At 64.6% G+C, this 14,743-nt stretch carries 15 protein-coding genes; all 15 read right to left on the reverse strand.

Features of this window, described 5'->3' with window-relative positions; all coding sequences use genetic code 11:
• Positions 1–179 precede the first annotated feature (179 nt).
• Positions 180–302, reverse strand: a complete 123-nt coding sequence (locus ACVIGA_RS18065) for a hypothetical protein (RefSeq protein ID WP_456667408.1) — start codon at positions 300–302, stop codon at positions 180–182.
• Positions 303–318: 16 nt separating this feature from the next.
• Complete coding sequence (locus ACVIGA_RS18070; RefSeq protein ID WP_456667409.1) at positions 319–747, reverse strand: hypothetical protein; 429 nt, start codon at positions 745–747, stop codon at positions 319–321.
• Positions 748–830: 83 nt separating this feature from the next.
• Positions 831–1,700, reverse strand: a complete 870-nt coding sequence (locus tag ACVIGA_RS18075) for a lytic transglycosylase domain-containing protein (protein ID WP_456667410.1) — start codon at positions 1,698–1,700, stop codon at positions 831–833.
• 60 nt (positions 1,701–1,760) lie between these two features.
• Positions 1,761–2,294 (reverse strand): YbjN domain-containing protein, encoded by a 534-nt coding sequence (locus ACVIGA_RS18080; protein WP_456667411.1) that lies wholly within the window; start codon positions 2,292–2,294, stop codon positions 1,761–1,763.
• Positions 2,295–2,307: 13 nt separating this feature from the next.
• Positions 2,308–3,357: a peptidylprolyl isomerase gene (locus ACVIGA_RS18085; RefSeq protein ID WP_456667412.1), complete on the reverse strand. Its 1,050-nt coding sequence runs from the start codon at positions 3,355–3,357 to the stop codon at positions 2,308–2,310.
• Positions 3,354–3,947: a hypothetical protein gene (locus tag ACVIGA_RS18090; protein WP_456667413.1), complete on the reverse strand. Its 594-nt coding sequence runs from the start codon at positions 3,945–3,947 to the stop codon at positions 3,354–3,356. The genes ACVIGA_RS18085 and ACVIGA_RS18090 overlap by 4 nt, the downstream gene beginning before the upstream one ends.
• Positions 3,948–3,949: 2 nt before the next feature.
• Positions 3,950–5,845, reverse strand: coding sequence for a putative porin (locus ACVIGA_RS18095; protein WP_456667414.1), 1,896 nt, complete (start codon positions 5,843–5,845; stop codon positions 3,950–3,952).
• 78 nt (positions 5,846–5,923) lie between these two features.
• A complete protein-coding gene (locus ACVIGA_RS18100; RefSeq protein WP_456667415.1) occupies positions 5,924–6,733 on the reverse strand; it encodes a TonB C-terminal domain-containing protein in 810 nt (269 codons plus the stop codon).
• Positions 6,730–7,263 (reverse strand): hypothetical protein, encoded by a 534-nt coding sequence (locus tag ACVIGA_RS18105; RefSeq protein WP_456667416.1) that lies wholly within the window; start codon positions 7,261–7,263, stop codon positions 6,730–6,732. Before ACVIGA_RS18105 ends, ACVIGA_RS18100 begins: the two co-directional genes overlap by 4 nt.
• A 20-nt stretch (positions 7,264–7,283) precedes the next feature.
• Positions 7,284–7,688 carry an ExbD/TolR family protein gene (locus tag ACVIGA_RS18110; protein WP_092122695.1) on the reverse strand — a complete coding sequence of 135 codons (405 nt, stop codon included), beginning with the start codon at positions 7,686–7,688 and terminating at the stop codon, positions 7,284–7,286.
• Positions 7,689–7,693: 5 nt separating this feature from the next.
• Positions 7,694–9,727 carry a DUF2341 domain-containing protein gene (locus ACVIGA_RS18115; RefSeq protein WP_456670834.1) on the reverse strand — a complete coding sequence of 678 codons (2,034 nt, stop codon included), beginning with the start codon at positions 9,725–9,727 and terminating at the stop codon, positions 7,694–7,696.
• Positions 9,728–9,732: 5 nt separating this feature from the next.
• Complete coding sequence (locus tag ACVIGA_RS18120; RefSeq protein WP_456667417.1) at positions 9,733–11,427, reverse strand: ShlB/FhaC/HecB family hemolysin secretion/activation protein; 1,695 nt, start codon at positions 11,425–11,427, stop codon at positions 9,733–9,735.
• A 365-nt stretch (positions 11,428–11,792) separates the two neighbouring features.
• The gene (locus tag ACVIGA_RS18125; RefSeq protein WP_456667418.1) at positions 11,793–12,776 is read right to left on the reverse strand and encodes a FecR family protein; all 984 of its coding nucleotides are present in this window, start codon (positions 12,774–12,776) and stop codon (positions 11,793–11,795) included.
• Positions 12,777–13,239: 463 nt separating this feature from the next.
• Positions 13,240–13,782 (reverse strand): RNA polymerase sigma factor, encoded by a 543-nt coding sequence (locus ACVIGA_RS18130; RefSeq protein WP_456667419.1) that lies wholly within the window; start codon positions 13,780–13,782, stop codon positions 13,240–13,242.
• Positions 13,783–13,984: 202 nt separating this feature from the next.
• Positions 13,985–14,713 carry a TonB family protein gene (locus ACVIGA_RS18135; RefSeq protein ID WP_456667420.1) on the reverse strand — a complete coding sequence of 243 codons (729 nt, stop codon included), beginning with the start codon at positions 14,711–14,713 and terminating at the stop codon, positions 13,985–13,987.
• Between the last annotated feature and the right edge of the window lie 30 nt (positions 14,714–14,743).

Below are 14,743 nucleotides of genomic sequence, written 5' to 3' on the forward strand. Positions count from 1 at the left end.
CCGGTCCTAAAACGCGTAGGAATTCGTATTGGGCTGTACCGTCAGCCGGAAAGCGATGTCGGTCGAACCGTCCATCCTCTCGAGAACTTCATGGCAAACCAGACATAAAAACTCGCCTGCCGCGCCGCCCTTCGACGTCAGTTCGATCCGGCGATAGCCGGCTTGGCATTTTGGACACGTCACATCGGATTTACGCATGAAGTCAGCAAGCGGTTGAGAATCAGTAAGCGGTTGCCGTCTTCATTTTCCCATACGCCACCATCGGAAATGTGACGAGTCGCATCTCCAAGATCGAGCGTCATTGGACATCGGCGATCGTCACCGACGTCCGACCGGCGACGTGTAGACCGGCGCGGCCGGGCGATACGGAAACGCCGAGACCCCGAAGTTGCGGCCATACTGCTGCTGCACCGCCGGGATGTTGACCACGCCCACCTTGAGATCCTGCGATTTCGCGTCGATCGGCGGCGTGTTGGTCACGGGCGGATTGACCTGATCGACCTGCTTTTTCAACCGCTCGTTGATGCAGCCCAGCGAGGCCGCATCGCCGCAGCCCCCGGCGGGCGCGCCGCCGCTGCCTCTTGCCGCAGCCCGGCCGGTGCCGCCGCTGGTGTCACGGTTGAGGTTGACCGCCGGCGGCGGTGTGCCGACGACAATTTCCGGCAGCGGCGTGTGTTGCTGCGTCTGCGCCTGCGCCTGCATCGCCGACAATCCGGCAATGACGATCGCCAACATGATCACTTTCATCGGTACTGCTCCTTGCAGAACCTGAACTGTTTCAAACGATAGGAAGCCAAGGGCTGATATCAATGCGGCGGTGTCGCCGCTTGCTATTTCCCTCCCCGGGCCTGGATCACAAGCGCATTGAGCCGCGTGTTGAGCGCGACCAGATCGACGCGACCGATGCGTCCACCGCCGCCGAGGCATTTGCGGCCGCATCCGCCGCCGCCGCCGGCACGACCCGGTTCGCCGAAGGTCGCGACCGGTACGGTTCCGGTCACCCGAAAGCCGCGGGCAAATAGCCGGCTGCGCACCGCCACGCAATAATTCACCGACAGATAGGAGAAGCGGGTCTCGCCATGGCCTGCGCGGTACTTCATGACCGCGGTACACAGGTCGCCACCGGCAAGGCGCCACGCCTGCGCAAGATACATGACGCCGAGGTGAATGTTGTTTTCGGGAATCGCGAGTTCGGCAAGCGAGCCGGAGAAGCCCAGCATGCGCGCGGTCGACGGCAGCAGCTGCATCAACCCGATTTCGCCGACGCCGCCGATCACGTCGGGATTGTAGCCGCTCTCCACGCCCATCACCGCCTCGGCGATCTCGGGCGCGAGCCCGCTTCCCGCCGCCTCCTTCTCGATCAGCGCGCGATAGCGCATGCGCGCGTCCGACACCGCGGGCTGGCTTGCCGGCGAAGGCGGGAGCGTTTTCCCGCCGCCGTCCTTCGCCGCATCTTTGGCCAGCGCTGCCGGCTTCGCCGTCGCCTCGGCCGGCGGCTTTACCGTGGCGTCGGCTGAAGGGTCGGCCGACTCGCCAGCGGCAAAGCGCGTGCTGAATGACGACGCCGTCGTCGCCTGCTCCGCGTGAGCGGGCCGCGCAAGACAAAGCGCGAGCACAAGACCGCAGGCTGCGATGCGGCTGCCCCTGTGACGAACAGGATCGCGCCGCTTCCGCCGTCGGCTGAAGCTGCCCGTCTTCATCGTTGAGACATCGTCATTCATCGGTCGCTTGCGGTCCTGATCGTCGCGCGTCCGCACGATTTACTGGATCGTGGGAGTTGTCCCCGCTTCCGCAGTGTGCTCATGCGACGGCTGCTGGGCCGGCGCACCGGGTTGCGGGGCCGTAGCCGCCGCGCCATTCCGGGCGACGATCTTCGGCAGCTCCTCGCGCAGATAGGCGATCAGCTCCTGAACCAGCCGGTCCCAGACCTCGATCTGTGCCCGCACAAAATTCGGCGCCACGCCGCCGGCCACGGAGATATCGAGGCAGAACATCAGGAACGGTTGGCTGAACTGCAGCCGCCCGAACCGCCGCGTCGTGTTCCAGCGATTGACGAGGTCGAGCGGCAGCTCGCCCTGCACCTGAAGCGTGGTGACCAGCGTGGCGTCGACAAAACTCTGTTCCTCGCCGACGAGCTGGTTTCCCGGCCGGATCTCGAAGCCGAGCCCAGCCGTCGCCGAGCGCAGGTAGGTCGTGTTGGCGACCGGATCGGTCAGCGTTTCGACGCGATAGCCGACATTCTGGAAGGTGTCGCGCAATCCGTCGATGGTGAGCTTGGTGATGATCTCTGACATCTTTATCTCCGTATTATTTCTTCGACGCGTCGAGCAGGCTCGACAGTGCAAGCTCGTTGAGGACGGGCGGATGCTGCTTCAGCAGCTCGGCGAGATAGGCCCGCCGCATCATGTTCGAGCGCTCGGAGCGGATCTGCAGCACCAGCTGGTCGCGCACTTCCGGCAAGGTGCGGGTATAGGACGCCTTGGTGTCGATCAGCTTGATGATGTGCCAGCCGTCGTCGAGCTTGATCGGCTCGGACACGCTGTTCTTGGCAAGCCCCATCACCTGGTTGCGGATCTCCGGACGGATCTGGTTCTCGGCAACCCAGCCGAGGTCGCCGGCGTCCTTGGCGGCGTTATTGTCGCCGCGCGCAATCGCCGCGAAGTCGGCTCCCGGCGCCTTCAGCTTGCGCTGCACGTCGTCGAGCTCCTGCTTCGCCTTGTCCTCGGCGGCCTTGTCGCCCTCCTTCGGAGCGGCGACGAAGATCTGCGAGAGCTGGAATTGCCGCGGCATCAGGAACGCGGCGCGATTAGCCTCATAGACCTTCTGCAAATCGTCTTCGCTCGGAAAGTTCACCGGCGGCGTCGACACCGATTGCAGGTAGAGCTCGACCACCGCGCCCTCGCGCGCCCGATCGAGCTGCGCGGCGACGGCGGGTTGCTGGTCCCACTTCTTCGCCACCGCTTCCTGCAGCACGAGGCGGTTGGCGAGCAGCAGGCGGACCGCCTGGCTCAGCATGGCCGGATCCTTGGCCAGCGCAGCCTGCTCGCGCGGGGCGAGGGCTGCGACATAGCTGCGGAGATCATCGGCGGAGACGTTGGTGTCGCCGACGCGCGCGATGACATTCTCGGGCGCGGTGGGCTTCGGCGCGGCAGCGACGGGAGCCGGTGCGGGCGTGGCGGCAGCTTGCGCCTGTGCTGCGGGCTGTGGCTGCGGCTTCCTGACCGGCGCCTGCACCGTCCGCGGCGCGGGGGCCTGTGTCTGGGCCTGCGCCGAGGCATCGAGCGGCGCAATGAAGGCCACGACGGCGGCGGCGAGACCGATCGACCGGAGCGGCTTCACAATAAGGGCGGTCGTCATGGATTCACCTTCTGATCGAGGAACTTGTCCTGGCTTTCCTGCAGCTGATTCTGGATTTCGACGCGGCGCTGCTGAATCATCGGCTCGCGCGAGACCACGATCTCGCCGATGGTCAGGTCCTTGTAGCGCTGCACCATCTCCTTGCCGGCCTTGATCAGCTGGGTGTTCTTGGCGACGCAGCTCTTGGTGCTGGCCTTGTAGGCAGTGGCCTCACCCTCGAACTTGGCACGCTCGGCGTCCTTGGTGCGGGCAACGGTGGCAGCTTCTTCGTAAGCCGACTTCCACCTCTCCAGCGTCTCGTCGCGTTCGGCGAGCCGCTGATTGAACTCGTCGACAGCGTCGCGATGTTCCTTGTCGGCTTTCTTCAGCTGCGCCTTGAGGTCGTCGACCTCCTTCTTGGCCGCCGCCTTTTCGCGATCAGCGTCGGCGACTTTTGCCTGCAGTGCCGTGCGCTGGTCTTCCAGCGCACGGGTCTGTGCCGTCGCGCTGCGCAGGGCGTCGCGCAGGCGGTCGGTCTCGGACTGGGCGAATGCGGTGCCGGAGCTCAATGCTCCGATCACCATCATCAGGACGAAGAGTGCGATGCGCATGATCAGAACTTCGCGTTGAGGTCGACTTGCAGGACGTCGACGGCATAGGGGTTGCCGGCGATGCTGTTGGCGCTCATCCAGCGCAAGGTCGCCCAGACATTCTCGCCGAGACCGATATTGCCGCCGACGAAATAGCCCTTGAGATTGGTGCCGCCGAGACCGAAGTCGGAATCCGCGAAGGCATCGATGGTCGCATCGGATTCGAGGTATTTGTAACCGGCGTGGACGTTCCAATCCCAGAGATGCTTGATCTCCCTGTCGCCGACGGTGACGCGGCCGAGCCAACCCTGATTGCCGCCGTTGAACGGACCGGGCGTGTTGCCGCCATCCGGGCTCGGCCCGCGGTTGTTCATGTTGACGCCGTAGATTGCCGCGGCCGCATTCATGAGGGAGCGGCTGAAGGCGGTGTTGTTGACGTACTCGCCGTCGAGCACGATGTGGGTCGGATGGAAATGTCCGAGATCGAGCTGTCCGCTGACCACCACCGGGCGGTACTGGCTGACCAGTCCGAAATATTGGTACTGAAAGGCGGTGCCGCCATTGTTACCGAAGCCGGGGGCATCGGCGATGATGTTGCGCAGCGGAAAGTAGGTGTTTCCTTTCTGCGCAAAGGACGGCCGGGTGATGTCGGTATTGCAGACGTCGGACGCCAGCTCGACGATGCATGGGCTGGAGCGCTGGCCCTGCACATTGTCGAAGTCGTAGTAGGCGACGCCGAACCGGAACGCATATTCCGGGCTGAAGCGGGCATTGAAGCCGACCTGGCCTCCGAACAGCCACTTGTCGTGGCTTGCGAACTTGGTTGGCGCCCCGGTGGCCGGATCCGCCAGATTGATTCCGGCGTTGAAATCGGTGTTGTAGATCGGGAATGCGCCGGCCACGGCGAACGGCGTGAAGCCTTCCCACACCTCGTGCTTGGCCTGAACGGCGAAGCCGTCGAAGCCGAGTTCCTTGTACCAGACGAGATCGGTCGGCGACCAGAACGGGTTGTCGAAACGGCCTGCAGACAGGGTCAAATCGCCATTCCAACCCTGCCAGTTGATGTAGCCGCGATCCAGCCAGAGCGAATATTTCGAGAAGTTGCCTCCAGTGGCACCAAACGTCTGGTTGGTCGACACCGGCGAATTGTTTTCGCCGGTCGCGATGCGCAAGCCGGCCGTGAATCCGTACAGGAGGTCCGCTTCCATGCCGAGCCGGCCGCGAAGCCGGAACTGGTTGCGGTCCTGCGTGGCGTCATAGGTTGGCCCGAAGTACGGGTTCGAGTTCGATATGTCGAACGGCGATCCGGTATTGATCGCATTGAAGTTGCCGGCGCCGGCCTGGTCGTTGCCGGTCGGGAAATAGTTGCCCTGATAGCGCACGCGCGCATCTCCGTAGAAGCGGATGCGTTGCGCCCATTCCGGGTAGGTTCCGGGCGACGCCCAGTTCTCTTTCTGCGCCTTGGCCATCACCTCCTGCTTAATCTCTTCCCGTAACTGTCTTTTGACGACTTCGGGAACGTAGGTGACGTGCCTGGTGCCGGGCGGCTGCGCCGCCGCGGCGGCAGCCGTTGCGGCCTTGGTGGCGTCGTCGGCCTTGGTCGTGGCATCCTTGGCGGCCTGGCGGGAGACATAGGCCTCGTCCTCGGCCTGCTTGATCAGCGCCTGGGCCTGCTCTTCCTTGAGGACGCCCTGCTGCACCAGCAGATTGACGAGATTGACGGTGGCGTTCGACGATGTCGGCTTGGTGCTCGACACCTTCGGCTTCTTGGCATCGGTCCGCTTCGCCGCAGCGGCGGGACCTTGCTCGGCAGCCTGGTCCGCGGTCTGGCCCACAGCCGGCGTTGCGCAGGCGAGCGCGCTCAGCGACACCGCAAGCGGCAACGCGCGCCATTCTGCGTGAGCTCGTTTCTTAAACATCAGTCCCCCAGTTCTCACTCGCACATTGAAGCTCGAAGGTTGGTCATTCGAAGGTTGGTCGTTCGTCAGTTGGTCTCGTCAGCTCGGCCGTCGCGCGGTGACGCGCGTGACCACCGGCATCGGCATGTCCTTGGGCGGCGGCTCGCGCAGCGTCAGGCTGCCGATCACCTCGTTGCGAAGCGCCGCATCGATCTCCGGATTGCCGGACGACGGCGTCAGGACGACGCGGGTGACGTGGCCGGAGCCGTCCACCCACAGCCGCACCTGGATCTGCGTCGCCATGTTGCGGGTCTTCGGATTGGCGCGGATCGCCGCCTCGACCTGCGAGGTGATGATCGTGGTGTACCAACCCCAACGGCTGCCACCGCCGCCGCCTCCGCCATACGGGTTGCCGCCGGGCTTGCCGCCGAGATTGAACAGATCGCCGGGTCCCGTCGGCTTGGCATCGAGCGACAATGGACCGGGTGGCTCGTCGTTCTTGGCATCCTTGGCCGGCTCGTCCTTCGGCTTGTCGACCGGCTTCTCTTCCTTGAACTCGGGCTCCGCCATCTTGGGCTGCTCGATCATCTTCTGCTCGGGCTGCGGCTGTGGCGGCGGAGGCGGAGGTGGCGGCGGCAGCGTCACATTGACGATGGTGAGATCGCGCACCTGACGCGGCGGCGGCAGGTCGTCGTGACCGAGAAAGAAGTAGACGATGCCGCCGAGCAACAGCGCGACCACCGCCACCACCGCGCCGTAACGCAGCAGCGCACTGCGCTCGCCCTTCCGCGCGGCCGTCTGACGAGCAGCCGTCGGCGACGCCGGCGCTGTTGCGGGCGCGACGGCAACATCGTGATCGTCGGCCGGCGGCGCGGCACGCGCGTTCTGGTCCCGCATCGGCGCGTTCATGGCGCAGCCTCCACCGGGGCGCGGTCGAGCAACCTGTCATTGACGTATTGCATGACGAAGCTCGCGAGCGCGTCGAAGTCCCTGGTCTTCAGGATGACCTTAGTGTCGGGGCCTGCTTCGATCGCCGCGTGAAAGGTCTCAACCTCGCTCAAATAGTCGACATAGGCCGTCGCATCGATCGAGAGGCGGGCCCACGGGCACCGCGAGATCGTCAGCCGCAGCGGATTGTCGGCGGGCTCGCGGCCTGCGACGCGTCGGCGCAGAACATCCGCGAGCTTGACCAGCAGGGCCTCGCCATGAACCGGAAATGCCACCACCTCACCGCGCGGCTCCACGTGCACAGCCGCGGCGCCCGGTGCCACACCGAGTTCCGCGCCGATAGCGGCGTGGATCGACGCCGGCGACACGGGGACGGCGCGTGCAATGTCCGCGACACCGCAGCCGTGATCGAATGATCGCATCATGCTGCTCAGCCACGACCGCAGCGTCCTGCGCTCGGTCAGCGGGAAAGGTGATGGCTGCGTGATCATGGCGTCGCCTCCCGGCTGGCTCACTTCACGAGCGGCTTGGTGGCGAGCCCGACCTGGCTCAGGCCGATACGGCTGAGCAGATCGAACACATCCATTACGCTCTGGTACTGCGCCTGCGCATCGCCGCGCAGCACCACGGGAAATTCCGGCGTCAGCGCCTTCTGCTGAATCAGCCGTTGCTCGAGCTCGGCTAGGGTCACCGGTATCGTGTCGAGGAAGATCTTGCCGTCATTGGCGACCGTGATCGCCTTGGTGGTCTGGGTCGCAAGGCTCGGCGCCGCCGAGGCCTTCGGCAGATTGACCTTCTGACCCTGCACGGTCGCCGTCGTCATGATGATGAAGATCACCAGCAGCACGTAGGCGAGATCCAGCATCGGCGTGATGTTGATGTCGTCATAAGGCTTGGAGTCGGCCTGGATCTGCATGGCCGTTACTCCGCAGCGATGCGGTGTTCGATCGGGTCCGGCCGGTCGGCGGAATAGAATTCCGCCATCTTGGTCACGAACTCGTCGACGAAGACCTGGATGTCGTTGGTCAGGTCCTTGATCCGGGAGATCAGGTAGTTGTAGCCGAACAGCGCCGGGATCGCGACGCCGAGACCGGCGACGGTTGCCACCAGCGCCGCGGCGATGCCGGGCGCGATCGCGTTGACGTTGACGTCGCCGCTCGCCGCGATCGCCGCAAAGGTGATCATGACGCCGACCACGGTGCCGAGCAGGCCGAGGAACGGTCCGCCCGATATCGCGATGGTCAGCAGCACCATCAGGCGGTTGAGCCGCTGCATCTCCTTGACGACGCCGCTATCGAGCGCCGCGCGGATCGCCGCGATCGAGACCGCCGACAGCACCGGAGCGCGCTGCGAGTTGCTGAAGCGATGGCGGATTTCCGCGGCGCCGATGTGGTAGATGCGGTAGAGCGAGGACGAGCGCATCATCTTGGCGTCGGCCTCGGTGAGGCGTCCGCCAAGCGTCGAGATATCATCGGCATCACCGCGATCCAGCATGGTGAGATCGGCGGCGATCTCGCGGAACCCCTTCATGAACTGGGCATTCGCCCTGGCCTGCTTGCTGAGATACGAGGCTCGGTCGAACATCACCACCCAGCTGACCGCGGCCATGATCAGCAGAATGCCGATCACCACCCAGCCGTCGAGCGTCACCGACTTCAGGATCACCGCGAAGTAGCCGGACAGCCAGCTTGCAGTCTCCTCGTCGACGCTGAAGGCCATCAGCTTGGCCTGGTCGGGGCCCTGCCCGATCGCCATCACCTTGATCAGTCCGGTCGGGCGCGCGACCTTGCTGATCTGCAGTTCGTCGATGTCGCCGACGAAGCCGGCCATCGCTACGGCAGCGGGCGCAGGTGCCGGCGTTGCCGCCGCATCCGGCGTCGCCGCGGGCGCGGCGCCACCGTCCGCAGCCGACGCATCAGGGGGCACTGATGGTGTTGCTGCGGACGGGGCCGTCGCAGGCGCGATCGGAGAGGCACTGGAGGTCGACGAGTCTCCTCCGATCAGGCCAACGGTATTGAGGGCCGGTAGGCTTGCGTTGAGCGCGGCGTAAGATACGCCGTCGAGATAGAGCGTGACCTGACCGTTTCCGGCAACGACGGCGACATGATGCCAGCTGCCGGCCGCCACCGGTGCTCCGGCGCTTGAGCGCTGCACGGAGCCCGCATTGGTGACTTCGACAAATGGACTGCCGTTATCGATACCGACCACCAGCGCGTTGGCGCCGTCACGCCGGCTGAACAGCGCAGCGTTGGGCTGCAAGGCGGCCGGCTTGATCCAGGCCGACCAGGTCAGCGCAGCACCATCCGGCGAGGCGAGCGACGGCGAGGCCGGCACGGTCAGCGGCACGCGGCCATCGAGCCGCAAGCCGGTCCCGATCAACGAACCGTCCGCAGGCTGGCCGACGCTTTGGGCATTGTTGGCCCACACCGAGGAATCGATCGCCGGCGTGCCGCGCTCGTTGAAGTGATAGACCGTCAACGTGTCCGGGTCGTAAGTGCCCTTGGGATCGCTGGTCGCGAGGGCTTTCTTGTTGCCGTAATAGAGCCAGATATCGGTCCGCGCTCCCGGCGCGATATTCGGCACTGCCACCCAGACCAGGCCTTCGCCGAGCAGCGAATCGAACTTCTCGATGTGATGCTTCAGCGGCGTCTTGTCGTCACCGGCGACGAACCGCAGATCACTGCCGTCGTCCTTCGCCGAGCTGAAGCGGAAGTTGCCGACATGCAGCCGCACCAGCACCGGCACCCCGCCGATCGGATCGGTGACGTTGGCACCCGACGCACTGACGTCGACGGTGATCTTCTTGCGCAGCGACCATTCGTCGTTCCACCACGCATTGGCCGGCGCGAGCGACGCCACCAGGGCGACGAGCCCGAACAACAATGCCGTCGCGGCGTTCGCAATGCCTCGGCGCAGCGCCGTCCGGCGCGTGCGACGCTCGAGAGTAAGACCCATCCCCATCAGAATTCACCCCAAATTCGGAAGTTCACGCGCGGACTGTTTGCGTGCGTGTATTGTTGAGCGACCCCAGGCATCGAAAGCGCGACCATGCCGTTGAAATATTCGAACGTCTTGAATCGCGTGCCGAGGCCGTAGCTCCATGCGACGAATGACGATTGCTGATCGGGCAGCGGCTGCAGGATCGACGCGTAGCCGGCGTCGAAGAATGTGAAGAAGCGCCAATCGTTGAATGTGATGAAGCGCGGCTTGCCGTCGCCGGTTTCGCTCTTGAGCTCGCCCTGCAGCATGCTGCCGACATTGGGGGTACGCAGCTCGAAATTGGCGACAGCGCCGTTGTCGCCGAGCACCTCGGATTCGAGATAGCCGCGGACAGTGTCGAGACCACCGAGGCTGAACTGCTCGCTCGAGACCAGCGGGCCGTCGGCAATCTGCCCCTGCACCTTGCCGTAGAGCTGGAAGCCTTCCGGCAGCTCCTGGGTATGCGAGACGTCGAGGTTGAGGTGGGTGAAGCTCGGCGAGGCCTTAAACCGCTTCGCGTCGAACTCGTCCAACGGGCTGCTCGGCGTCCGGATGTTGTAGGTGACACCGGCGTTGAATTGCGTCGTGAACTTCTCTTCCTGGAACGTCGCCCCATAGGTCGCGACGACGGGATAGTAAGTGACCGGCGACGAGAACCCGTCGGTGCCGAGCTTCACGGTCTGGTCGAAATGCTTGTAGTCCATGCCGACCGACAGCGTATGGAACAGGCCCTCGCGCGTCGGCAGCGTGATCACGGCGCGCTCGCCGATGATCGTGCCGGGGCCGACTACATTGGTGCCGCCGACGGTCGCGACATTGCTGTTCGACTTGACACTGTAGAACAGCAAATTGAGCCAATCGGCGTTCGGTATCCGCGCCATGTAGGAGCCGGAGAACACCTCGGCATCGCTCGGGCGTTCCGGCGCGACCTGATAGGTGAAGCTCAGGGAATGGCCGAGCTGCCACAGATTGTCGTAATGCACGGTGGCGGAGACGCGGCTCGCCGTGGTGGACGGCGACTGCCGGTTGTTGGCTTCGAGGCTGGCGTGGAACGGCGCCTTGTCCTCGACATTGAGATCGACGTCGACCGTGCCCGGCGCCACGCCGGCGCGCAGCGCCGGAGTCACGCGACGATCCGGCCACTGGTTGAGCGACACGATGTCCTTGGTGACGTCACCGAAATTGGGAACGGTGCCTTCCTTCAGCGAAGGCGCGCTGTCCTTGATCCGGTCGAGATCGAAATAACGCGAGTTCTTCACCCGCAGCCGCCCCACCTTTAGTTCGGTCACCTTGAGGGTAACCACACCGCCCGTCACGTTCTGCTGCGGGACCGCGACGCTGACGGTCTGGAGGCCCTTGTCGTGATACGCCTTCTCCAGCGCGGCCCGCGCCTTCTCGACATCCTCCGAGGTCTTGTTCGGACCGAGGAAGGGATAGATCGCCTCCTCGATCTCGACCTGCGGCAGCTTGTCGGCGCCTTGCACAGCGAAGTCGTCGATGTCGAAGCGCTGCAGCGGCGCCGACGGCTTTTGCGCCGGCGCATTGGCCTGAGCCGGCGGCTTGCCCGCCGCCGGCGCTGCCGCTGCAGCAGGAGCATCTTTCGCTGCTTCCTTCGCCGCGCGCGCCGGAACGATGGCTGCTATGGAGCCGACCACGGTGAGTGCCGCAGCTGACACGCGCAACCCGATCCGGCATCGCTGACGATGCCTCAAAACCCAATGATCTCTTCGACTACGCACAGACGTCCCACTTACTTCGCGCAGGCGCGCGCCATCGCGACAGGAAGGCCGCGATGACGACGCCTTACTCAGAAGACGTCCGGGCGAACGCAAACCCGCAAAAGAATCTGCGGCGGCGCAAAAGAAATTTTTGGTTTGTTAGGAAATCGAGCGGCGCGGCGTCGATTCGTTCGAATAGAGCCCCGTTCCGATAGAAGCGGAACGGAGCTCTGGATCTTTTTGACGCGCTTTCTTCACGCGAAGCGGTATCCATCATCCATCCCGCATCAAGTGCGGGACAGCTTCGCTCGAAAACGCTAAGGTCAGCTCATCAGCACCACGCCGCCGGGCAGCGACGTGATCCGCGCGCCGAACAGTTGCTCGACCTGGGCGACGAAATTGTCGAGCTTGTCGACCTGGAATGTGCCGTTGACGAGCCGGCGTTTCAGTTCCGCGCTGGTAATGATGATCTTTCCGGCGCGATACCGGTTCACTTCGTCGACGACGCTCGCCAGCGGCCGGTCGCGGAAGATCAACAATCCGGTCTGCCAGGCCGCAACCTGCCTGGCGTCGACCGGAAGCGATGCCTGCAGGCCCGCGGTCGAATAGGTGACCTGCTCTGCCTTGCGAAGCTGCACCGAGCGGCCGTCCTGCTCGACGGTGACGATGCCGTCGAGGCATGTCACCGAGACGACGCCATCGAGGCAACGCGCGTTGAAATCCGCCTGCAGCGCGCTGATGCGCCCGTCGCGCGCCAGCATCACCAGCGGCGTCGACGACGACCTTCTTGTGACCACCGAGGCCTCGCCCGAAATCAACTCGACCCGCGTTTCGTTCGGCGAGGGCCGCAGCGCCAGGCTGGTCTGGGTGTTCAATTCCACCGAAATGTCGGGCGCCAGCATCACCTTGCGCTGTTCGCCCTTTCCGGTCCGGTAGTCGGCCGAGAGCTCCTCGATCGACGGCCACATCTCGAGTGGCGGGCGGATCATCACATAGCCGGCCGCGGCTGCGATCGCGCCGCCGAGCACGATGCGGCGCGTCAACAAGCGTGATGGACGGGGCGGCAACGCCGCCACGGGGGCCGCGGCGACCTGCTCATCGGCGAGCTCCTTTGCCGCGGCGCTGGCGCTGCGGAGCAGCCGGGCTGCCGCCCTGAAGGCATCCTCGTGGTCGGGACTTTGCGCGCGCCAGCGTTGCAATGCGTCGACGTCGGCGCGTGTCGGGCCGCCGGCTTTCAGCCGAACAACCCAGTCAAGCGCCTCATCCAGCAACGGATCGGGCCCGGAAGTGCGGGTCGGCTCGGTCACGACGGATTGCTCATCACCCTGCTCGCCAAACCTCAACCTCCCGATCGCGTCGAGCACATAGCGAAGGTCGCTATATAGACGATTCCGACGGCAGCAGGGCACCGCAATCGGCCGTTGCGCACAACGCAAGCAGAAACATCCGGCAATCGCAGCTTGTGCTGCATCGCGCACTGCAAGGCAGCACGGCGATCGCATGCCGGGCCGATCAGGTCTGCACGTGTCTTCAAGTGGCGCAACACTTCCAGCGAACCTTTCCCAGGCACCCAAACGGTCCTTATGAGATCGCTCTCTACCCTATAGACGACGGAAAGCCCGCTATCCCGCAGAACAGATGTTGAAAATCCAGCAGCTTGTGACCCCTGATTTCAGGTCAAGCGCCTGCAGTTGTTGGAAATAGTTCCCGCAACAAATTTCGACGACCCGCTGCGCGTGAGGGCGCGCGTCGCGGCCGCGGCAAATTCGATCACGTACGGGGACGAGGACCGCCGAGACGACGGATCAGAGTATAGTCGAGGCAATCGGCACAATGGCTCAGGGCCAACTTCAAATCACTTTCCACCGTTCGCACGCTGACGCCGAGGCGAGTTGCCACATCGTGCGCCGTCCGTCCCTCGATCGTAATACTACAAAGGACGTCGCGCGGCCGCTCCGGCAATTCGGCCAGCGCACGCTTGAAAGCATCAATATCGGAGCGCGCCTCGACGATTCGCGCCGGGCTCGGTCCGTCGTCGCTGACGTCGAGCAATGAATCGATTTCGGCCGCGCTGACGCGGAGATTCTGCGCCTTCTGGCGATCCCTGGCGATGTTGATCGCGATGCGAAAGATATAGTCGGCGGGGCTGCGGATCGGCACCGCGTCAGTGACCCGCTCCAACCGCAGGAACGTCTCGTGCAGGGCTTCGTATGCGAAGTCCGACGATCCCAGACGGCGGGTCAATTTCTTGACGAGGCCGTCGTAGTTGTCTGCAAGCTGGCCCCGCAGCCGCACTCGATTGATTTCAGCCACGTTCCGCGGCCTCCCAGACACCAGCCCGATATCCAGATTGAATTGTTCTTGAAGCTGCCCATCTCGTAACGGCCGCGCACAACACATTTATGACGGCAACAAGTCGACACCGAACGACACGCAAGCTGGTGCATCGGGATCACATCGAAAACTATGAACTGCCGCTCGCGACTGCGAAGCCGAGCGGGACCGCGCGACTGGATCAGGCCGGATCGAACACCAGGGTGATCTGAATATTGAGCCGGTCGGGCAGCGCCGACGGGATCGACGGCAGCGGCTGCGCCCGCCTGATCGCCTCGACGGCAGCCTTGTCGAGCACGGCCTGTCCGGAACTGGTCTTGACCCAGACCTCGAGCAGGGTGCCGTCCCGCTGCATGGAGAACAGCGTCTCGACCGCCCCGTGCAGCCGACCGATCCGCGCCGCGTTCGGATAGCGCTGGTAGCGTGCCACATGACGAAGCAGCGCCTGCTGAAATTTGACCGCGACACTGTTGGGCGGTGCATCGGCAGGCGACGGCGTCGGACGCAGGCTCGGCACGGTTGGCTCCGCCGGCATCGGCTCCCGCGCCGGCGCCGCGGTCAGATTGTCGAGCGGCGGATCGGAGCTCTCCAGCGACACCTCGGTCCGGCTCGCAAGCGTCGCGGTTTGCGGCTGCGACACGGGCGCAACCGGAATCGGCGCAGGCGATGGGCTCGGCAGCAACCGAACCTGGACGATCGAGCTCTGCTCCCGGCTTGCCGGTCCAGCCGGCGGCTGCAGCCGGATCCAGTAGATTCCCCCGACGAACAACAGGGCTGCGATCGCCGGCACCAGGAGCAGACGCAGCACCTCGCCCGAGGTCCACGCGCTCGGATCCTCGGGATGAAACAGCAGCGTCATCGGCCTCAAGCCGCGCACGCCATCCGCTCCGCTGCTGTCGTTGGCACTCATTGGAACGATTTCACCCGGATCGCGATCCGC

It is taken from the genome of Bradyrhizobium sp. USDA 3240 (assembly GCF_054063295.1).